Below are 19,738 nucleotides of genomic sequence, written 5' to 3'. Positions count from 1 at the left end.
CCCGGCGGCCCACCCGTCCGCTGCACTCCCGCGGGCTCCGCCCGGACGCAGGACCGCACCGCCCGAGAGGACCTCCGATGACCACGCCCTCCGTGCTCGGCGAGCGCTACGAGATCGGCGGGGTGCTCGGCCGTGGCGGCATGGCCGAGGTGCACCGTGGTCGCGACCTGCGCCTGGGCCGCGAGGTCGCCGTCAAGGTGCTGCGCAGCGACCTCGCCCGGGACCCCTCCTTCCAGGTCCGCTTCCGCCGTGAGGCGCAGGCCGCGGCCTCGCTCAACCACCCGGCGATCGTGGCGGTGTACGACACCGGCGAGGACCGCACGTCCAGCGGCGCCACCCCGTACATCGTCATGGAGTACGTGGAGGGCGAGACGCTGCGCGACGTGCTCCGCCGGGAGGGCGTGCTCCCCCCGGACCGGGCCATGACGCTGGCCGCCGACATCTGCGCCGCCCTGGACTTCAGCCACCGCAACGGCATCGTGCACCGCGACGTGAAGCCCGGGAACGTGATGATCACGCCCCAGGGCACCGTCAAGGTGATGGACTTCGGCATCGCCCGCGCGGTGTCCGACTCGGCCGCCACGATGACCTCCACGGCCGCGGTGATAGGGACCGCCCAGTACCTGTCCCCCGAGCAGGCCCGCGGCGAGAGCGTCGACGCCCGCTCGGACGTCTACTCCCTCGGCTGCCTGCTCTACGAGCTGGTCACCGGGGCGCCGCCGTTCACCGGTGACTCCCCCGTCTCGGTGGCCTACCAGCACGTGCGCGAGGACCCGAGGCTGCCGTCGTCGGTCAACCCGGCGATCCCGGCCGACCTCGACGCCATCGTGCTCAAGGCGCTGAGCAAGAACCCGGCCAACCGCTACCAGTCGGCCGCCGAGATGCGCAACGACCTGCTCCGGTCGCTGGCCGGGCAGCGGGTCGAGGCGACGCCGGTGATGGGCGACGCCGAGAAGACCGCGATCATCGGCGCGCCCCCCGGCGGGTACGGCGACGCCGACTGGGACGACGAGGAGGCCGACCGCAAGCGCCGGCGCAACCGCATCATCGCCGCGGTCGTCGCCGGGCTGCTGCTCATCGGCGCCGTCGTCGGGGTGGCCCTGCTGGTCAACTCCGGCGACGAGGCGCCGACCGAGCCGGCGGTCGCCCAGGTCACCGTGCCCGCGCTCACCGGTGAGCAGCAGGCGGCGGCCGAGGCGCTGATCACCGAGGCCGGCCTGGTGGTCGGCGAGGTGACCACCCAGGTCACGAACGACGAGACCCAGCAGGGCGCCGTCCTGGAGAGCACCCCGGCCAGCGGGGCCCAGGTGGACGAGGGCACGGCGGTCGACCTCGTCGTCGGCGTCGGTCCGGACACCATCGAGGTGCCGGCGGTCATCGGCCTGGACGCCGACCGCGCCGAGACGACGCTGGAGAACGCCGGCTTCACCGACGTGCGGACCGAGGAGGTCGACTCCCTGGCGCCCGAGAACCAGGTCACCGGCGTCGAGCCCGGCGAGGGCGAGTCCGCCGACCCGGCCGACACCATCACGCTGCAGGTCTCCAGCGGCAGCGCCGAGGTGCCCGACGTGGTCGGCGACGAGCAGTCCGCGGCCACCGCGACGCTGCGCGACGCGGGCTTCACCAACGTCGTCCCCGAGGAGGTCGAATCCGACCAGCCGGAGGGCACCGTCATCGCGACCGACCCCGCCGCCGGCCAGCTGGCCTCCGCCGACGACCCGGTCACCCTGCAGGTCTCCAGCGGACCGGCCGAGCCGGAGACCGTCGCCGTCCCCAGGGTCGCCGGTCAGTCCGCGAATGCCGCGCTGGACGCTCTCGAGGCCGCCGGCTTCGTCGACGTCCGGGTCGTGGACGCCACCACCGGAGCGGAGGTCGACCCGGCGCAGGCCACCGCCGTGAGCACCAACCCGCCGGCCGGGTCCCAGGTCACCCCGGACACCCGGGTGACGCTGGCGGTCCAGGGCCCCACGCCCACCGAGGAGACGACCGGCGAGTGAGCCGCTGAGGCAGGCGCAGGGCCCCTCCCCCACTCGGGGAGGGGCCCTGCGTCGTCCTGGGGGCCGCCGGGGCCCCGCGTCAAGCGGTCGTGGCGACCGTGGTGAGCCGGGACGCCGCCGCGCTGGCCGCCTCGAGGGCGGCCGGGTCGGGGGCGAGGCCGCACGCCTCCAGCCAGGTGGCGAGCATCCGGTGGCCGCCCTCGGTGAGCACCGACTCCGGGTGGAACTGCACGCCCTCGATCGGCAGCTCGCGGTGGCGCAGCGCCATGACGATGCCCGAGGGCGTGGTCCCGGTGATCTCCAGCTCGGCGGGGACGGTGTCCCGGTCCACGGCGAGCGAGTGGTACCGGGTGGCCGTGAACGGGGAGGGCAGCCCGGCCAGCACGCCGGCGCCCTCGTGCACCACCTGGCTGGTCTTGCCGTGCAGCAGCTCCGGGGCCCGCACCACCTCGGCCCCGAAGGCCTCCCCGATCGCCTGGTGGCCGAGGCACACGCCCAGCACCGGCGTGCCGGCCTCCGCGGCGGCCCGCACCATCGGCACGGTCACGCCGGCGTCCGCCGGCGTCCCCGGCCCGGGGGACAGCAGCACCCCGGCCACGTCGAGGTCGGGCAGCTCGTCCACGGCCACGGCGTCGTTGCGCCGGACGACGCACTCCACACCCAGCTGGCCCAGGTACTGGACCAGGTTGTAGACGAAGCTGTCGAAGTTGTCGACGACGAGGACGGGACGGCTCACGGTCCCTGTGTACCAGGAGGACCCCGTGCCCCCCACTGCTCGAAGGCTGGCCTCGCCCGGAGGCTCAGCCCGAGCGTGCGAGGGCTGAGAGGGGCGAGGTCCTTCTACTCCCCGGGGCCTCAGCTGTCAGCGGCCGTGGCGTACTCCATGGCCGGCTGACCGTCGTAGCCCGGCAGGGTGAGCTCCTCGCGCTCCCGGACGGCGAAGCCCAGACCGTAGTCCTCGACCGCCTGCCGGAAGACCTGCACCTGCGGCGAGGCGGCCAGCTGGGCACGGATCGCCTCGGCGTCGCCGACGGCGGTGACCACGAACGGCGGGGAGTAGGTGCGGCCCTGCAGGAGCAGCACGTTGCCCACGCAGCGGACGGCGCTGGTCGCGATCAGCCGCTGGTCCATGATGGCCACGGCGTCGGCACCGGCGGCCCACACGGCGTTGACGACGCCCTGCACGTCGGACTGGTGGATCACCAGGTCGTCGGGCCGCGCACCGATCGGCAGCGAGCCGTCCGCCCGCCGCGGGGCGTCGTCCAGGGTGATCTCCACCCCCGGACCGGTGAGGGCCACCAGCCCGGCCGAGAGCGCCCCCGTGTCGGCCGCGTCGCGCGCGGCCGCGACGTCACCGTTGCGGGACGCCGCATGGTCGGTCAGCGCCTGCACCTGGGCCTCCAGGGCCGCGAGCTGCTCCTCCTGCGCGGCGACGACGTCCTGCCGGGCGGGGATGAGCGCGGAGAGCTCGGTGGCCTCGCCGCCGCGCAGGTCGGTGCCCTGCGCGGTCTGGCTGGAGGTGGCGAACAGCAACCCCGCCGCCAGCGCGACCACCGGCACCAGCGCGGCCCACGCCATGCCCCCGTGGGGCACGCGCGAGCTCAGGGTGCGGACTGCGGCCACCGGCTCAGCTTAGGCTGGGGAACGGTCTCGGCCGGTCGCGACGGACCGGCCCCGGAGGGAGTCGCACGGTGCCCAAGTCCAAGGTGCGCAAGAAGTCGGTCTACACGCCGCCGCAGGGCACCCTGCAGTCCGGGACGGCGGGCGCCCGGATCGCCCCGCCCAGCCCGCGCTGGTACGCGCCGCTGATGGTCGCCCTCATGCTGCTGGGCCTGCTGTGGATCGTCGTGTTCTACGTGGCCGGCGAGCAGATCCCGTTCATGTCCTCGCTCAACGCGTGGAACTTCGCCATCGGCTTCGGCCTCATGGTGGCCGGCCTGGTCATGTCGATGCGCTGGCGCTGAGGGAGGACCACCCTCCTCCGTTCCAGTACGTCACCAGGCTCGCGGCGGCACCTGCAGGAGGGCTGCCGGCAGCCGCTGAGGCCCTCGTCCCCACCGGGGACGGGGGCCTTCCGTTTGTCACCGTCCGAGTACGCACAGTGTTGTCCACAGCCGCCGCTGTGCACAGCCGGATCGTGCTGTCCACAGCTCGACAAGGCGCTGAACCCCCAGGGTTGTCCACCACGTGTGGAGAACGCCTGTTCGACGGCGAGCCCCTGACCTGCGGTTCCATGACGGGTGGGGCAGGTGTGACGTGGAGGGCACCCGAGTAACTACACCCGTGGAAGTCCGTCCCCAGCTGTGCACACAGCTGTGGACGAGTCGACATGGCGTCAGCCTCCACAGGGAGGGCCGTTCGTCGTCCTACCCGCCCTGTGGTAGCGCGACACGCGTCCTGACCACGGCAGACGCCCGGCGTCCGCACCGCCGTCCCCGGGACGACGACGGCCCCCGGTCCACTGGGGACCGGGGGCCGTCGGGGCAGGGCTGTGGATCAGTCGGCGACGAGTTCGAGCACCGTCGCGTTCGCCGTCCCGCCGCCCTCGCACATCGTCTGCAGGCCGTAGCGCGTGCCGGTGGCGAGCATGGTGTGGACCAGCGTGGTCATGATGCGAGCGCCCGACCCGCCCAGCGGGTGGCCCAGCGCGATGGCGCCGCCGCGGGGGTTGAGCCGGCCGGCGTCGGCCCCGGTCTCCACCTGCCAGGCCAGCGGCACCGGCGCGAACGCCTCGTTGACCTCGAAGACGCCGATGTCGTCGACGGACAGCCCCGAGCGCTGCAGCACCTTGTGGGTGGCCGGGATGGGCGCGGTCAGCATGATGACCGGGTCGTCGCCGGCCATGACCGTGGTGTGGATGCGCACCAGCGGGCGCAGGCCGAGCTCGCGGGCCTTCTCCGAGGTGGTGACCAGCAGCGCGGCCGACCCGTCGGAGATCTGGCTGGCGTTGCCGGCGCTGATGACGCCGTCGGGCTTGAACGGGGTCTTCAGCGAGCCGAGCTTCTCCAGCGTCCCACCGGCGCGGATGCCCTCGTCGGCCCGCACGACGGTGCCGTCGGGGGTGGTCACCGGGGCGATCTCCTCCTCGAAGGCGCCGTCGGCCTGGGCCTTGGCCGCCTTCTCGTGGGAGGCGAGGGAGTACTCGTCGAGCTGGGTGCGGGAGAAGCCCCAGCGCTCGGCGATCATCTCCGCGCCCACGCCCTGGTTGGGGAAGACGCCGTCGTACCGCTCCAGGAACCGCGGACCCAGCGGGGCGCCGGCGCCGACCGCCTCGTTGTACGTGGACCCCATCGGCACCCGGCTCATGACCTCGACGCCGCCCGCGACGACGACGTCGGCCTGGCCGCTGAGCACCGTGGCCGCGGCGAAGGCCACCGCCTGCTGCGAGGAGCCGCACTGCCGGTCGATCGTCGTCCCCGGCACCGACTCCGGCCAGCCCGCCGCCAGGACGGCGTTGCGGCCGATGTTGAAGGTCTGCTCCCCGACCTGGCTCACGCAGCCCCAGAAGACGTCGTCGACCACGACCGGGTCGATGCCGGTCCGCTCCACCAGGGCGTCGAGCACGTGGGCGGAGAGGTCGACGGCGTGCACGCCGGACAGCCCTCCACCGCGCTTGCCCACCGGGGTGCGCACCGCGGCGCAGATGACGGCATCTCGCATGACCACTCCTCGTCGACGTGGGCCGCGGTCGGCCCGCCCCGCCCAGATGGTAGGACGTCCACACATCCGCCCCCGGCCCCGTCCAGGGCGCGAACGGCCCCCTTGCAGGGTCCCGCCACGAGCCTGCGAGTGGCGGGGGCGAGCGGGTCCTTCCACTGGGAGGCTGGCCGGGTGGAGTGGTCACCGCGCGGCGGGGGGACGGCGGCCCTGGCGGCGCTGGGCGTCGTCCTCGGCGGGGCGGCCGTGCTGCTGGACCCGCTGGGCCGGGTGTTGGTCGGTGCGGCCGCCGTCCTGCTGCTCGCCCTGGCCGCCCGGGACCGCCTGCTGCGCCCGCGGCTGGCGGCCGGCCCGGCGGGGGTCGCCGTCCGCCGGCTGACCGGCACCACCGAGCTGCCCTGGGCGCGGCTGCAGGTGCGGGTGCGCGACACCCGCCGCCTCGGTGTGCGGTCGCGGCTGCTGGAGCTGGACACCGCGGCCGGGACGGACGACGGCGGCCGGCCCCGTCCAGAGGCTCGCCGCGAGCCCCGGTGGCCCCGTCCAGAGGCTCGCCCCGAGCTTGCGAGGGGTGAGAGGGACGGGGTCCTTCCAGAGGAGGACGGGGTCCTCGTACTGCTCGGCCGCCGGGACCTGGGCGCCGACCCGGATGAGGTGGCCCGGGCGCTGCGCGCCCTGCGTCCCTGGTGACGGACTGGAACGGCCACCCTCCAGGGCCCCTCCGCCTGAGCCTGCGAGGCGTGGGGGGTGGTCCTTACCCGAGGACCACGAGCGTCGACACGGTGAGGGCGACGACCACGAGCGTGGCGGTCAGCAGCATCAGGCCCAGCACCTGCAGCTCGGTGCGCCGCCGGGCCAGCACGACCACGCCGGTGGCGACGAAGCCGGCCACCAGCCCGCCCAGGTGCCCGAGCAGCGAGACGCCGGGGAGGAAGCTGACGAACACGTTGATCGCCAGCAGGGTGAGCAGGCCGCGGAGGTCCTCGCGGCGGGAGAGCATGACGACGGCCAGACCGCCGAGCAGGCCGTAGATGGCCGCGCTCGCGCCGGCGACCGGCCGGCCGGGCTCGCCGAACAGCTGGATCGCGACCGCGCCGCCGAGCAGCGAGACCAGGTAGACGGCCAGGTAGCGCCACCGGCCCAGCTGGCGCTCCAGCTCCGAGCCGAAGACCAGCAGGGCGAGCATGTTGAGCACCAGGTGCAGCGGTCCGATGTGCAGGAACGCCGCGGTGACCAGCCGCCAGTCCTCCCCGAGCTGGACCAGCACGGGGATCTGCGCGAGCTGGGCGAACAGCGGCGAGAAGGTGTTGTCCAGGGGGTTCGCGCCGGCCAGGCCCGCGGAGACCGCGGTGGCCACGAACACGGCCACGTTGAGCACGATGAGGCCGACCGTCACCACGCCGTAGCGGCGGCCGGCCCGCTTCAGCAGCGGCGTCTGCCGGACCCGCCGCACGCTCGCGTTGCCCTCGCGGACGTCGTCGGGGCACTGGAAGCCCACCGAGGCGGGCGTCATGCACTCCGGGCAGATCGGCCGCCCGCACCGCGTGCAGGAGATGCGGGTGGGCCGGTCCGGGTGCCGGTAGCACGTCGTCGTCGGGGGCGCCGGCTGCGGCTGGCCGGGGCCGGCGCCCCCGTCGTCCGGGGTGGTGGTCAGCTGCGCTGCACCTCGACCGACTGCAGGACGACGTCCTCCACCGGGCGGTCGCCACGGCCGGTCCGCACCTTGCCGATCCGGTCGACGACGTCCCGGCTGGCCTGGTCGGCCACCTCGCCGAAGATCGTGTGCTTGCCGGTCAGCCAGGTGGTCGACGCGACGGTGATGAAGAACTGGGAGCCGTTGGTGCCGGGTCCGGCGTTGGCCATGGCCAGCAGGTAGGGCTTGGTGAAGGCCAGGTCGGGGTGGATCTCGTCGCCGAACTGGTAGCCCGGGCCGCCGATCCCCTGACCCAGCGGGTCACCGCCCTGGATCATGAACCCGTCGATGATCCGGTGGAAGACGGTGCCGTCGTAGAGGCGGTCGGTGGTCTTCGCGCGGGTCTGCGGGTGGGTCCACTCCCGGCGGCCCTCGGCGAGGTCGGCGAAGTTCGCGACCGTCTTGGGGGCGTGGTCGGGGAACAGGTCGACGGTGATGTCGCCGTGGTTGGTGTGCAGGACAGCGCGGCGCGCAGGAGTCGCTTCGGTCACGACGTCCACTCTCCCACTGGTCCGCCCCCCGCGAGCACGGGGAGCGGACCACGGCCCCCGTGCACGGTCCCGCCGCCGGCCCCGTCCGGGCAGGCCCCGTCCGGAGGCTCGCCGCCGGCCCTCCTGCAGGGCCCCGCCATGAGCCTGCGACTGGAGGGGAGCAGGAGGGCCCTTCTCCGGCAAGGGGGACGGGGCCTTCCCCGAGGGGGGGAGGACGGGGTCCTTCCACGGCGGGGGCGAGGGGTCCGTCTACATGCGCAGCACGCGGACGACGTCGAGGTTGCGGAAGGAGGCCTCCCCCTCGGTGACCTCCTGCATCTGCTTGGCGAAGTCGGTGGTCACCGGGTGGTCGGAATTGCGCATCGCCGAGTCGTGGTCGGGGAAGGCGACGATCTCCACGTAGGTGCCGGACCGGTCGCGGTCGGCGGCGACCACGCCCCAGCGGGCGGTCGCCTCGCGGCCCATCCGCTCGCGCCAGTCCTCCACGATGCGGCCGAACCCGTCGAGGTCGCGGGCGTGGAACTCGATCAGCTGGAGGAAGGACCCGGGCTCGGCCAGCAGGCCCTCCTCGTCCCGCAGGCCGGCGCGCAGCCCCTCGCGCAGTTCCCGGCTGTCGGTGTGCCCGTGGGCGGCGACGGCGTGGGCGACGGCGAGCTCGAGGACCTCGTCCTCCTCGCCGGCGATCTGGACGGTGCAGTTGCGCTCGCTGGGCATCGTCCGGCAGTCCAGGCTCTTGCGGGCCATGGCTCCTCCTCGGTCGGGAGGCCCCGGCCCACCCGGCCGGTGGGCCAGTGGTCGGGTGCGACCGTGGCGCGATCGGGGAAGCGACGTCCAGGGCCGGAGGTCCTGGACGGAGAGCAGGGACGAGGGGTCGCGTGCTGCGACTGCCTCAGCCCTCGGTGCAGGCGGCCGAGAGCTCCCCGTGGTGGGCCAGGACGAGCGGGGCGCCGCTGCACACGGTGCTGCGGCCGGGCTCGAGCGCCGACGCGCGGGTGCCGTCCACGGGCGAGTTCGCGGCGAGGAAGGACTCGAGGAAGCCGGGCCCGACGATGCGGTCGACGCGGGTGTCGTCGGGGTCGGCGCCGTTCATCTCCGCGGCGTACCGGTAGGCCTCCTCGCGGCCCAGGACCCGGTCGACGAGGCCGCGGTCGACGGCGGTGTAGCCGTCGAAGACGAAGGCCCCCAGCTCGTCGACGATCGTCTGCGCCGGGATGCCCCGCGCCTGGGACACCCACGAGACGAACTCCCCGTACTCCCGGTCCAGGCCGGCGCCGAGGACCGCCCGCTCCTCCTCGGTGATGTCGCGGTAGGGGTTGCCGAAGTCCTTGCCGCGGCCCCGGGTGAAGTACTCCTCGGTGATGCCGCCCTCGGTGGTCACGCCCGGCTCCAGCACCGAGCCCGGGATGCCGGTGACGTCACGGAAGCGCTGGAACGGACCCATGACCACCCCGATGCTGCCGACGAGGCTGCCGTGGTCGGCCACGATCTGGTCGGCACCGGCCATGGCGTACACCCCACCGGAGGCGGACATGCCCTGCACGTGGGCCATCACCTGGTTGCCGGTCCGCTTCTGGTAGCGCTCCACGGCGTCGGCGATGGCGCGCGAGCCGTAGATGGTGCCGCCCGGGGTGTTGAGTTCCAGCACCAGGCCGTCGGCGTCCTCGGTCGTCAGCGAGTCGATGGTGTCGGCGACGTCGTAGCCGTAGGTGGCGCCGCCGAAGGTGGCGCCGTCGCTCGCCCCGCCGAGGATGACGCCGGTGACCGGGACGGCGATCAGCCGCGCCCCTGCCGTCGGCTCCCCCCAGACGGTCTCCGTCACCGGCCCGCTGGTCTCGCTCTCGCCGCCGCCCGAGGCCAGCCCGACCAGGGCCAGCACCATCACCACGACCAGCCCCAGGCCGACCGCGCCCAGCGCCAGGCCGGCGCCCAGGCTCGCGCCCAGACCGAGGCCCAAGCCGCGCCGGAAGGGACTCTGCTCCCGCGGCAGCGGTGCCGGCAGCGGGCGCCAGGTGGGCGGCGGCGGCGCGTCGGGTGCCGGCTGCTGGGTGCTCACGTCGGGTCCTCCAGTGTCTCGGGACAGCGAGGCGCGACAGTACCCATACGCATCTGCGCGGAGCCGTCACCGCGCCGCGCCGTCCCGGCACCGTGACCGAGCTGCGCCCGGGGCACCGATGGCAGTGCGGTGCGGACCGGGTGTCGAGGAGTGGAGACGAGGGGAATCGAACCCCTAACCCCCGCCTTGCAAAGGCGGTGCTCTGCCAATTGAGCTACGTCCCCGGGGTGGGAGGCGGGCCTCCCGGCGGGTCAGCGGGTGGTGGGCCGGCTGACCGCCTGTGGACCGCGGGTGGCCTCGGCCCACAGGTCGGCCTCGGCCTTGCCGGTCGACCGCTTGCGGACGGCGGCGAGGGCGCCGGCGGCGGCTGCCGCGAAGACCAGCTTCCTGAGCACGCGGGGTTCCTCCTCGAGGGGAGTCCCCCTCCTCGGGAGGGGGCCGGGGCCAGCCCCCGGACGGGGTGGCCGGTGGCGCCGGGACACACGGGTGGGCCTGGGAGGACTTGAACCTCCGGCCTCATCCTTATCAGGGATGCGCTCTAACCGCCTGAGCTACAGGCCCGTGGACCTCGATCAGCGTACCTGGCCCGACCGACCCGCCCGCAGGGGGGTGGTGCGGGGTCGACCTCCGCGCGTGGGCAGCGCAGCCGGGGCCGGAGCCGGGCACACGCCGCCGGGTGCGGGGAGGGCGCCCGGCTGGTGTGGACCGGCCACGGCGCCGTCCCTGGTCCCAGCGCGAGCCTGGTGACGTACTGGAACGGCCACCCTTCAGGGGCCCTCCGCCTGCGCGTGCGAGGCATGGGGGGAAGGGTGGCCCGCCCTCAGTCCCGTTCGGAGAGGGTGACCTCGAGGCCCCCGACCAGGTCGGAGCACATGTTGTAGATGAACGCCGCCACGGTGCACAGCGCGGTCATCAGCACGATGTTGATGGCCCCGATGACCGCGGCGCCGCCGAAGACGATGCCGGGGGTGATGACCTCGCTGCCGCCGTCGGCACCCGAGGCGGTGCCGAGCTGGCCGAACAGGTCGTTGAGGGTGTCGAAGACGCCGAGGCCGGAGAGCGCGCCGTAGAGGATCCCGACGGCGACCATCCAGATGAAGAACATCGCGATGGACAGGACCAGCGAGATCTTCAGCGCGGAGAACGTGTCGATGTGCCGCAGCTGCAGCCGCGCACGGCGGGGGCCCCGGGCGGCCTTGCCCGAAGAGGCCTTCGCCGGGCCGGTGGCCGCAGCGCTGCCCGTCGCCGCCGCGGCCCCGGTCGCCGCCTGGGCACCGGTGGCCGGCGGGACGACGGCCTGGGTCCCGGAGGCGGGCATCCCCGGGACCGGGGCCGTGGCCTCGGCCGGGACCGCACCGTCGGCGGCGGCCTGGGTCCGTGCGGTGTGCGCGCCGGGGATGGACTGGGTGGACCCCACGGACGGGGTGCCGTCGGCCGCGGGCTGCTGGCCGGTCGCCGTCCCCTGTGCCGGGGCGGTCTCCCCGGCCCGGGACCCGGTGCGCACCGAACCCTGTGTCCGGTCGCTCATGCGAGTCTCCCGTTCCCCAGCGGCCCTCGCCGCTGCCTCGCACCCGGGGTCCCCGCCGTGCGGCCGGGGGCACCCGGGCGCCGGTCAGATCCCTGGTGGCTGGGACGGAGGAGGCGGGGCGCCGGCACCGGGGGTGTGGGCCACGCCTCCTCCGTCATCACCCACAGACTAGGCGGCGGGCTCGTCGTTGTCCGTCGTACGGGCGATCGCCACGATCGACACGTCTTCCGGCAAGTTCATGAGCTTGACACCCATGGTGGCGCGGTCCTTGTTGTGCCGGACGCCGTTGACCGGGGTCCGGATCACCCCGCCGCCGGAGGTGATCGCGTACAGCTCGTCACCGAGCCGCACCGCCAGCGCCCCGACCAGGTTGCCCTTGCGCGCCTTGGGGTCCGCGGTGAGCACGCCCTTGCCGCCGCGGCCCTGCGCCGGGTAGTTCTCGATCCCGGTCCGCTTGGCGAAGCCGCGCTCGGTGGCCACCAGGACGTCGACGCCCTCCTCGACCACCATCATCGACAGCAGCGAGTCGTCGTCGGACAGCGAGATGCCGCGGACGCCCTCGGTGGCCCGGCCCATCGGCCGCAGCGTGGCGTCGTCGGCCTTGAACCGGATCGACATCGCCTTGCGGGTGACCAGCAGCAGGTCCTGCTCCGGGTCGATGAGCGCGGCGCCGACCAGCTCGTCGCCGTCCCGCAGGTTGATGGCGATGACGCCGCCGCTGCGCGGGGAGTCGAAGTCGGTCAGCCGGGTCTTCTTCACCTGGCCGTTCGCGGTGGCCAGGACCAGGTACGGGGCGACCCCGTAGTCCTTGATCTGCATGACCTGGGCGATCTTCTCGTCCGGCTGGAAGGCCAGGATGTTGGCCACGTGCGCGCCGCGGGCGGTGCGGTTGGCCTCGGGCAGCTCGTAGGCCTTGGCCCGGTAGACCCGGCCCTTGTTGGTGAAGAAGAGGATCCAGTCGTGGGTGGAGCCCACGAAGAAGTGGTCGACGATGTCGTCCTGCTTCAGCGCCGCACCCATCACGCCCTTGCCGCCGCGGCGCTGCGACCGGTAGAGGTCGCTCTTGGTGCGCTTGGCGTACCCGGTGCGGGTGATGGTGACGACGACCTCCTCCTCGGCGATGAGGTCCTCCATGGAGACGTCGCCGTCGTTGGCCACGAACTTCGTGCGCCGGTCGTCGCCGTACTTCTCCACGATCTCGGCGAGCTCGTCGTGGATGATCTGCCGCTGCCGCTGCGGGGAGTCGAGGATCGCCTGCAGGTCGGCGATGCGGGCCTCCAGCTCGCCGAGCTCGTCGAGGATGCGCTGCCGCTCCAGGGCGGCCAGCCGGCGCAGCTGCATGTCCAGGATCGCGGTCGCCTGGATCTCGTCGATGTCCAGCAGCTCCATCAGGCCGCTGCGCGCCGCGTCGGCGGACTCGCTGGACCGGATGAGGGCGATGACCGCGTCGAGCTGGTCGAGCGCCTTGGCCAGACCGCGCAGGATGTGCGCGCGCTCCTCTGCCTTGCGCAGCCGGTAGCGGGTCCGCCGCTGGATGACCTCGATCTGGTGCAGGACGAAGTAGCGGATCAGCTCGTCGAGGCGCAGCGTCCGCGGGACGCCGTCGACGATCGAGAGCATGTTGCAGCCGAACGTCGTCTGCAGCTGGGTGTGCTTGTAGAGGTTGTTCAGCACGACCTTGGCCACGGCGTCGCGGCGCAGCGTGATGACCAGCCGGCGGCCGACCCGGTCGCTGGACTCGTCGGCGATCTCGCTGATGCCCTGCAGCCGGCCGTCCTTGACCCCCTCGGCGATCGCCTCGGCCAGGTTGTCCGGGTTGACCTGGTAGGGCAGCTCGGTGACGACCAGCTGCACCCGGCCCCGGGCGTCCTCCTCGACGGTGACGACCGCCCGCATGCGCACCGAGCCGCGGCCGGTGCGGTAGGCGTCCTCGATGCCCTCGCGGCCGACGATGAGGCCCGCGGTCGGGAAGTCGGGGCCCTTCACCCGCTCCATGCAGGCGGTCAGCGCCTCCTCGGGCTCGGCGTCGGGGTGCTCGAGCACCCAGAAGACGGCGGCCGAGACCTCGCGCAGGTTGTGCGGGGGCATGTTGGTGGCCATGCCGACGGCGATGCCGGCCGAGCCGTTGACCAGCAGGTTCGGGATCCGCCCGGGCAGGACCAGGGGCTCCTGGTTCTTGCCGTCGTAGTTGGGCTGGAAGTCGACGGTGTCCTCGTCGATGTTGGCCAGCATCTCCATGGCCAGCGGGGTCAGCCGGGCCTCGGTGTAGCGCATGGCCGCCGCCGGGTCGTTGCCCGGGGAGCCGAAGTTGCCCTGGCCGTCGATGAGGGGGTAGCGCATCGCCCACGGCTGGGCCAGCCGCACGAGGGCGTCGTAGATCGCCGAGTCGCCGTGCGGGTGGTAGTTGCCCATGACCTCGCCGACGACGCGGGCGCACTTGACGTAGCTCCGGTCGGGGCGGAAGCCCTGGTCGTACATCGCGTACAGCACGCGCCGGTGCACCGGCTTGAGGCCGTCGCGGACCTCGGGGAGTGCGCGGCCGACGATGACCGACATCGCGTAGTCGATGTAGCTGCGCTGCATCTCCTGCTGGAGGTCGACCGGCTCGATGCGGTCGCGGGCGGGTGTCTCGGTCACGGTTCAGGTCCTCAAGATCGGTTCACGGGTGCTGCTTCAGAGGCCGGCCCCATCCGGAGGCTCACCGCGAGCGGTGAGCGGGATGGGGTCCTCCTCCTGCGAGGGGTGGGGAGGACGGGGGTCCTCCGACTCACACGTCGAGGAAGCGGACGTCCTTGGCGTTGCGGGTGATGAAGCTGCGGCGGGCGTCGACGTCCTCGCCCATGAGCACGCTGAACAGCTCGTCGGCGGTCGCGGCGTCCTCGAGGGTGACCTGGAGGAGGATCCGCGTCTCCGGGTTCATCGTGGTCTCCCACAGCTCGGTCGCGTTCATCTCGCCGAGACCCTTGAAGCGCTGGATCGCGTCGTCCTTCGGCAGCTTGCGCCCGTCGGCGGCCGCGGCCTTGAGGACGGCCTCCTTCTCCCTGTCGGTGTACACGTACTCGTCACCGACCTTGCCGCCCCACTTGATCTTGTACAGCGGCGGCTGGGCCAGGTACACGTGCCCGGCCTCGACCAGCGGCCGCATGAACCGGAACAGCAGCGTCAGCAGCAGCGTGCGGATGTGCTGGCCGTCGACGTCGGCGTCGGCCATCAGCACGATCTTGTGGTAGCGGAGCTTCGACAGGTCGAACTCGTCGTGGATGCCGGTGCCGAAGGCCGTGATCATCGACTGGACCTCGGTGTTCTTCAGCACCCGGTCGATGCGCGCCTTCTCGACGTTGATGATCTTGCCGCGGATCGGCAGGATCGCCTGGAACATCGAGTCGCGGCCGGACTTGGCCGAGCCGCCGGCCGAGTCGCCCTCGACGATGTAGACCTCGGAGTTGCGCGGGTCGGTCGAGCGGCAGTCGGCCAGCTTGCCGGGCAGGCCGGTCGAGTTCAGCGGGTTCTTCCGGGCCAGCTGGCGGGCCTGCTGCGCGGCCCGGCGGGCGCGCGCCGCCGAGCTCGCCTTGGTGATGATCTGCTTGGCCTCGGCCGGGTTGGCCTCGAACCAGTGCCCGATCTGCTCGTTGCAGACGCGCTGCACGAAGCCCTTGACCTCGGTGTTGCCCAGCTTGGTCTTGGTCTGCCCCTCGAACTGCGGGTCGCCGAGCTTGACCGAGACGATCGCGGCCAGGCCCTCGCGGATGTCCTCGCCGGTGAGCTTCTCGTCCTTGCTCTTGAAGAGCTTCTTGTCCTCCGCGTAGCGGTTGACGATCGAGGTCAGCGCCGCGCGGAAGCCCTCCTCGTGGGTGCCGCCCTCGTGGGTGTTGATGGTGTTGGCGAAGGTGTGCACCGACTCGGAGTAGGCCTCCGACCACTGCATGGCGATGTCGACGGACATGGCCATGTCGTTCTTGCCGGTGCCCTCGGCCGAGAAGCCGACGACCGAGCGGTGGATGGCGGTCTTGGTCCGGTTGATGTGAGCGACGAAGTCCCGCAGGCCGTCCTCGTAGAGGTAGGTGATCTCGGTCGGCTCGAAGGCCGGCGCCTCGGCGGTCGGGGCCGGGGCCTCCTCCGCCAGCGAGATCTCCTCGGCCATGCCCGTCTCGGCCTTGCCCTGGCCGGGGCGCTCGTCGCGCAGGACGATCCGCAGGCCCTGGTTGAGGAAGGCCATCTCCTGCAGCCGGCGGCTGATCGTGTCGAACGAGTAGGTCGTCGTCTCGAAGATGTCCGGGTCGGCCCAGAAGGTGATCTGGGTGCCGCGCTTGGTCGTCGGGCCGATCTTCTCCAGCGGGCCGGGCTCGCTGGCGGTGTAGTGCTGGTGCCACTCGGTGCCGTCGCGCCAGATGCGGACGTCGAGCTGCGTGGACAGCGCGTTGACGACGGTGACGCCGACGCCGTGCAGGCCGCCGGAGACCGCGTAGCTCTTGCCGTCGAACTTGCCGCCCGCGTGCAGGATGGTCATGACGACCTCGACGGTCGGCCGCTTCTCCACCGGGTGCATGTCGACCGGGATGCCGCGGCCGTTGTCCTCCACCCGGACACCGCCGTCGGGGAGCAGGGTGACCCGGACGGTGTCGCAGTGCCCGGCGAGGGCCTCGTCGACGGAGTTGTCGACGACCTCCCACACCATGTGGTGCAGGCCCCGCTCACCGGTGGAGCCGATGTACATGCCGGGGCGCTTGCGGACGGCCTCGAGACCCTCGAGGACGGTGATGGAGCTGCCGGAGTAGGCGTCAGCCTGGGCGTCGGTCTTCGGTCGAGCGACCACGTGGGGCCCTTCTGTCGCGCACCCGGCGACGCGCGCCCCGGACACGGACAGGGGCGCAGAACGGCTCTCAGCCGGATGCTGGCGGTTTCTGCTCTCCACGATACCGGGTGGTACGACAGGAATGCCGTCGTCCCGGCCCTCACGTCGTGTCTGCGCCACTCGCAGCACGCCTGCCACCACCTGTGTTGCCCCCGGGGCCGACACGCCGTCCGCGGGGCGCCTGGCGTCCCGGCCCCCCGGCCCCCGGTGAGGTGCTGGAACAGCTGCCCTCCGGGGACCCGCCGCGAGTTCCGGCGGCCCCTTGCAGGGTCCCGCTGCGAGCCTGCGAGTGGCGGGGGGCAAGGGGGTCCTTCGAGGGGGGAAGGGTGGTCCTCGTTCAGTTGTGCGGCCCCGTCGGGCCCTCCCCGGTCAGGTGGGCCGGGTCGAAGCGGGGTGTGGCGGCGCCGGTGCGCCTGTTGACGAGGACCGTCACACCCCAGAGGACGACGCCGATCGCCAGGAGGACCCCGGCGATCCGGTACTGCTCCGCCGGCCGGCCCGCCCAGGGCGTGGCGAGGTACGCGCACGCCAGCGCCCCGACGACGGGGAGCACCGTCGGCGTGCGGAAGTGGTCGGCGTCGACCCGGTCGGGACGCAGCACGAGGACGGCGACGTTGACGACGGTGAACACCATGAGCAGCAGCAGTGCCGTGGTGCCGCCGAGGGCCGGCACCGCCCCGACGAAGGTGATGAGGCCGAAGGCCAGCGCGGTGGTGAACAGGATGGCCGTCGTCGGCGTCCGGCGGCGGGGGTGCACCCGGCCGAGCAGCGGCGGCAGCACCCGCTCGCGGCTCAGCCCGTAGACCAGCCGGCTGGCCATCAGCATGTTGATCAGCGCGGAGTTGGCGACGGCGAACATCGTGATGACGCCGAACAGGCCCAGCGGGAAGCCCGGGGCGCCCGCCTCGACCACCTGCAGCAGCGGGGTGTCCCCCTCGCTGAGCCGGTCGGCCGGCACCAGGGCGATCGCCGAGATCGACACCAGCACGTAGATCAGGCCGGTGAGGCACAGCCCGGCCAGCAGCACCTTCGGGAAGATGCGCCGCGGCTCCTTGCACTCCTCGGCCATGTTCACCGAGTCCTCGAAGCCGACCATGGCGAAGAACGCCAGGCCGGTCGCGGCGATGACGCCGCCGACCACCGAGCGCTCCCCGGTCTCGAACTCGACCACGCGGGAGAAGTCGCCCCCACCGCCGCCGAGGGCCCAGACGCCGACCCCGATGACGATGAGCAGGCCGGTCAGCTCCACGCAGGTGAGCACGACGTTGGCCTTGACGCTCTCGCCGACCCCGCGGAGGTTGACCAGCGCGACCAGCGTCATGAAGCCCAGCCCGATGAGCGTGATGCCGATGCCCTCGCCCAGGCTGAGGTCGAAGACGCTGGCGAAGTTGGCGCTGAACGCCCGGGCGGCGGTGGACGCCGAGGTGATGCCCGAGCTCATCACCGCGAAGGCGACCAGGAACGTGACGAAGTGGATGCCGAAGGCCTTGTGCGTGTACAGCGCGGCGCCGGCGGCCTGCGGGTACTTGGTGACCAGCTCCAGGTAGCTGAACGCGGTGACCAGGGCGACGAGGAAGGCGACCAGGAACGGCAGCCACACGACACCGCCCACCTGTGCCGCCACCTGGCCGGTCAGCGCGTAGATCCCCGTGCCCAGGACGTCGCCGACGATGAACAGCAGCAGCAGGCCCGGTCCCATCACCCGCTTCAGGGCCGGCTGGCCGTCGGACGTGCGGTCGGGTGCAGCGGTGGTGTCGGCCACGAGGGACCCCCTGCTCGACTGGTGCCGGTGGACGCGACCGCCGTTGGTCGAGGGACCCTCCCGATGGTGGCGGGTGGAGCGACTCCACGCGACCCGTGCGCGCGCGGCGACCACGCCGGACACTCGGGACATGGCCGAGACCCACGGCACCACCCCCGCCCCGTCCCCGCGGACCTGCCTCGTCACCGGGGCGACCGGCTACATCGGCGGGCGGCTCGTCCCCGAGCTCCTCGCCGCCGGGCACAGGGTGCGGGTCATGACCCGCACGCCCGAGCGGCTGCGGGACCACCCGTGGGCCGGAGAGGTCGAGATCGCCCGGGCCGACGCCGGCGACGCCGAGGCGGTCGCCGCCGCCTGCGAGGGCGTCGACGTCGTCTACTACCTGATCCACGCGCTGAGCACCGGCGAGGAGTTCGAGCAGACCGACCGGCGGACGGCGCGGGTGATGGCCCATGCCGCGCGGGAGGCCGGGGTCGGCCGGCTGGTCTACCTCGGCGGGCTCGAGCCCGACGGCGAGGAGCTGTCCCCGCACCTGCGCTCGCGGGCGGAGGTCGCCGAGATCCTGCTGCACTCCGGCGTCCCGACCGCCGTCCTGCGGGCCGCGGTGGTGCTGGGCTCGGGGTCGGCGTCCTTCGAGATGCTGCGCTACCTGACCGAGCGGCTGCCGGTGATGGTCACGCCGCGCTGGGTGCACAGCCGGATCCAGCCGATCGCCATCCGCGACGTGCTGCGCTACCTGGTCGGCTGCGCGACGCTGCCGCGCGAGGTGCACCGCTGCTTCGACATCGGCGGGCCGGACGTCATGACCTACCTGGAGATGATGCAGCGCTTCGCCGCGGTGGCCGGGCTGTCGAGGCGGCGGATCCTGCCGGTCCCGGTGCTCAGCCCCGGGCTCTCCAGCCACTGGGTCGGCGTGGTCACCCCGGTGCCGGCGTCCATCGCCCGCCCGCTGGTGGAGTCGCTGCGCAACACCGTCGTGTGCTCCGAGCACGACATCGCGCGGTACGTCCCGGACCCGCCGGAGGGACTGCTGCCCTTCGACGAGTCGGTGCGGCTGGCGATCCAGCGGGTCAAGGACGCGACCGTGGCCACCCGGTGGTCCTCGGCGTCGGTCCCCGGGGCGCCGTCCGACCCGCTGCCGACCGACCCGGACTGGGCCGGCGGCACGCTGCACCTCGACGAGCGCACGCGGGAGACCGACGCGACGCCCGAGCAGCTGTGGCGGGTGGTGGAGGGGATCGGCGGGGACACCGGCTGGTACTCCTTCCCGCTGGCCTGGGAGGTGCGCGGCTGGCTCGACCGTGCGGTCGGCGGGGTGGGCCTGCGGCGCGGACGGCGGTCACCGTCGGACCTCTACGTGGGCGAGGCCCTGGACTTCTGGCGGGTCGAGACGCTCGACGAGCGCCGGCTGCTTCGGCTGCGCGCCGAGATGCGGCTCCCGGGCCTCGCCTGGCTGGAGTTCCACGTGGAACAGGAGCACGGGCGCACCCGGCTGCGGCAGAAGGCGACGTTCAAGCCGACCGGGCTGTTCGGCAACCTCTACTGGTGGGTGCTGCAGCCCTTCCACGGCCCCATCTTCGGCGGCATGGTGCGCAACATCTGCCGCGCGGCCGAGCAGGGGACGGCGGCCGCGGTCGGGGAGCGACGCGCCCACGCGGCCTAGACGCCGTCCCCTCGGTGATCAGCTGAGCTCACCGTCCCCGGTCCT

Annotated in this window: 16 protein-coding genes and 2 tRNA genes; 4 read left to right on the top strand and 14 right to left on the bottom strand. The window is 73.1% G+C overall.

Annotated features, from left to right (window positions below):
* Window positions 1-77 precede the first annotated feature (77 nt).
* Window positions 78-1,997 (top strand): Stk1 family PASTA domain-containing Ser/Thr kinase, encoded by a 1,920-nt coding sequence (gene pknB, locus BLR12_RS12040; RefSeq protein ID WP_091378006.1) that lies wholly within the window; start codon window positions 78-80, stop codon window positions 1,995-1,997.
* A gap of 79 nt (window positions 1,998-2,076) precedes the next feature.
* On the opposite strand, the gene BLR12_RS12035 is transcribed toward pknB, so the two are convergent.
* Together BLR12_RS12035 and BLR12_RS12030 are read right to left on the bottom strand one after the other, a co-directional pair.
* Window positions 2,077-2,733, bottom strand: a complete 657-nt coding sequence (locus tag BLR12_RS12035; protein WP_091378004.1) for an aminodeoxychorismate/anthranilate synthase component II — start codon at window positions 2,731-2,733, stop codon at window positions 2,077-2,079.
* A gap of 119 nt (window positions 2,734-2,852) precedes the next feature.
* Window positions 2,853-3,620 (bottom strand): DUF881 domain-containing protein, encoded by a 768-nt coding sequence (locus BLR12_RS12030; RefSeq protein ID WP_255363444.1) that lies wholly within the window; start codon window positions 3,618-3,620, stop codon window positions 2,853-2,855.
* Window positions 3,621-3,688: 68 nt separating this feature from the next.
* Between BLR12_RS12030 and crgA the strand changes: the two genes are divergently transcribed.
* Window positions 3,689-3,961 (top strand): cell division protein CrgA, encoded by a 273-nt coding sequence (crgA, locus tag BLR12_RS12025; RefSeq protein ID WP_091378000.1) that lies wholly within the window; start codon window positions 3,689-3,691, stop codon window positions 3,959-3,961.
* A 532-nt stretch (window positions 3,962-4,493) separates the two neighbouring features.
* Here the strand turns inward: crgA and BLR12_RS12020 are convergent.
* Complete coding sequence (locus BLR12_RS12020) at window positions 4,494-5,657, bottom strand: thiolase family protein (protein WP_091377994.1); 1,164 nt, start codon at window positions 5,655-5,657, stop codon at window positions 4,494-4,496.
* 171 nt (window positions 5,658-5,828) lie between these two features.
* On the opposite strand from BLR12_RS12020, the gene BLR12_RS12015 reads away from it, so the two are divergent.
* Window positions 5,829-6,341, top strand: coding sequence for a PH domain-containing protein (locus BLR12_RS12015; RefSeq protein WP_143018759.1), 513 nt, complete (start codon window positions 5,829-5,831; stop codon window positions 6,339-6,341).
* 64 nt (window positions 6,342-6,405) lie between these two features.
* Here the strand turns inward: BLR12_RS12015 and BLR12_RS12010 are convergent, their stop codons facing one another.
* From BLR12_RS12010 to BLR12_RS11965, 11 genes are all read right to left on the bottom strand, one after another.
* Window positions 6,406-7,164: a rhomboid family intramembrane serine protease gene (locus BLR12_RS12010; RefSeq protein WP_091377987.1), complete on the bottom strand. Its 759-nt coding sequence runs from the start codon at window positions 7,162-7,164 to the stop codon at window positions 6,406-6,408.
* A 137-nt stretch (window positions 7,165-7,301) separates the two neighbouring features.
* Window positions 7,302-7,835, bottom strand: coding sequence for a peptidylprolyl isomerase (locus BLR12_RS12005; RefSeq protein ID WP_091378539.1), 534 nt, complete (start codon window positions 7,833-7,835; stop codon window positions 7,302-7,304).
* A 249-nt stretch (window positions 7,836-8,084) separates the two neighbouring features.
* Entirely contained in the window at window positions 8,085-8,579 is a 495-nt protein-coding gene (locus BLR12_RS12000) for a DUF1059 domain-containing protein (RefSeq protein WP_091377984.1), read from the bottom strand.
* A gap of 145 nt (window positions 8,580-8,724) precedes the next feature.
* A complete protein-coding gene (locus tag BLR12_RS11995) occupies window positions 8,725-9,888 on the bottom strand; it encodes a S49 family peptidase (protein ID WP_091377981.1) in 1,164 nt (387 codons plus the stop codon).
* Between the two features lie 151 nt (window positions 9,889-10,039).
* A tRNA-Ala gene (locus BLR12_RS11990) sits at window positions 10,040-10,112 on the bottom strand.
* A 27-nt stretch (window positions 10,113-10,139) separates the two neighbouring features.
* Window positions 10,140-10,283: a DLW-39 family protein gene (locus tag BLR12_RS24505; protein WP_176832471.1), complete on the bottom strand. Its 144-nt coding sequence runs from the start codon at window positions 10,281-10,283 to the stop codon at window positions 10,140-10,142.
* A 92-nt stretch (window positions 10,284-10,375) separates the two neighbouring features.
* A tRNA-Ile gene (locus BLR12_RS11985) sits at window positions 10,376-10,449 on the bottom strand.
* A 259-nt stretch (window positions 10,450-10,708) separates the two neighbouring features.
* Window positions 10,709-11,416, bottom strand: a complete 708-nt coding sequence (locus BLR12_RS11980; protein ID WP_091377979.1) for a DUF3566 domain-containing protein — start codon at window positions 11,414-11,416, stop codon at window positions 10,709-10,711.
* A gap of 168 nt (window positions 11,417-11,584) precedes the next feature.
* A complete protein-coding gene (gene gyrA / locus BLR12_RS11975; protein WP_091377977.1) occupies window positions 11,585-14,053 on the bottom strand; it encodes a DNA gyrase subunit A in 2,469 nt (822 codons plus the stop codon).
* Between the two features lie 130 nt (window positions 14,054-14,183).
* Window positions 14,184-16,229 (bottom strand): DNA topoisomerase (ATP-hydrolyzing) subunit B, encoded by a 2,046-nt coding sequence (gene gyrB, locus BLR12_RS11970; protein ID WP_091377974.1) that lies wholly within the window; start codon window positions 16,227-16,229, stop codon window positions 14,184-14,186.
* Window positions 16,230-16,605: 376 nt separating this feature from the next.
* Window positions 16,606-18,030 (bottom strand): APC family permease, encoded by a 1,425-nt coding sequence (locus tag BLR12_RS11965; protein WP_091377971.1) that lies wholly within the window; start codon window positions 18,028-18,030, stop codon window positions 16,606-16,608.
* A 130-nt stretch (window positions 18,031-18,160) separates the two neighbouring features.
* Here BLR12_RS11965 and BLR12_RS11960 point away from each other — a divergent pair, with 130 nt between their 5' ends.
* The gene (locus tag BLR12_RS11960; RefSeq protein WP_091377968.1) at window positions 18,161-19,693 is read left to right on the top strand and encodes an SDR family oxidoreductase; all 1,533 of its coding nucleotides are present in this window, start codon (window positions 18,161-18,163) and stop codon (window positions 19,691-19,693) included.
* Window positions 19,694-19,738: the final 45 nt, after the last annotated feature.

Source organism: Geodermatophilus sp. DSM 45219 (assembly GCF_900104025.1).
Taxonomy (GTDB): domain Bacteria; phylum Actinomycetota; class Actinomycetes; order Mycobacteriales; family Geodermatophilaceae; genus Geodermatophilus.
This window is presented reverse-complemented; position numbering and strand designations above follow the sequence as displayed.

What these genes read in the sequence shown, in the direction of transcription:
- BLR12_RS12010 (WP_091377987.1), bottom strand. Translation starts at nt 7,164, where the DNA reads ATGACGCCCGCCTCGGTGGGCTTCCAGTGCCCCGACGACGTCCGCGAG.
- BLR12_RS12020 (WP_091377994.1), bottom strand. Translation starts at nt 5,657, where the DNA reads ATGCGAGATGCCGTCATCTGCGCCGCGGTGCGCACCCCGGTGGGCAAG.
- BLR12_RS11980 (WP_091377979.1), bottom strand. Translation starts at nt 11,416, where the DNA reads ATGAGCGACCGGACACAGGGTTCGGTGCGCACCGGGTCCCGGGCCGGG.
- pknB (WP_091378006.1), top strand. Translation starts at nt 78, where the DNA reads ATGACCACGCCCTCCGTGCTCGGCGAGCGCTACGAGATCGGCGGGGTG.
- BLR12_RS11960 (WP_091377968.1), top strand. Translation starts at nt 18,161, where the DNA reads ATGGCCGAGACCCACGGCACCACCCCCGCCCCGTCCCCGCGGACCTGC.
- BLR12_RS12000 (WP_091377984.1), bottom strand. Translation starts at nt 8,579, where the DNA reads ATGGCCCGCAAGAGCCTGGACTGCCGGACGATGCCCAGCGAGCGCAAC.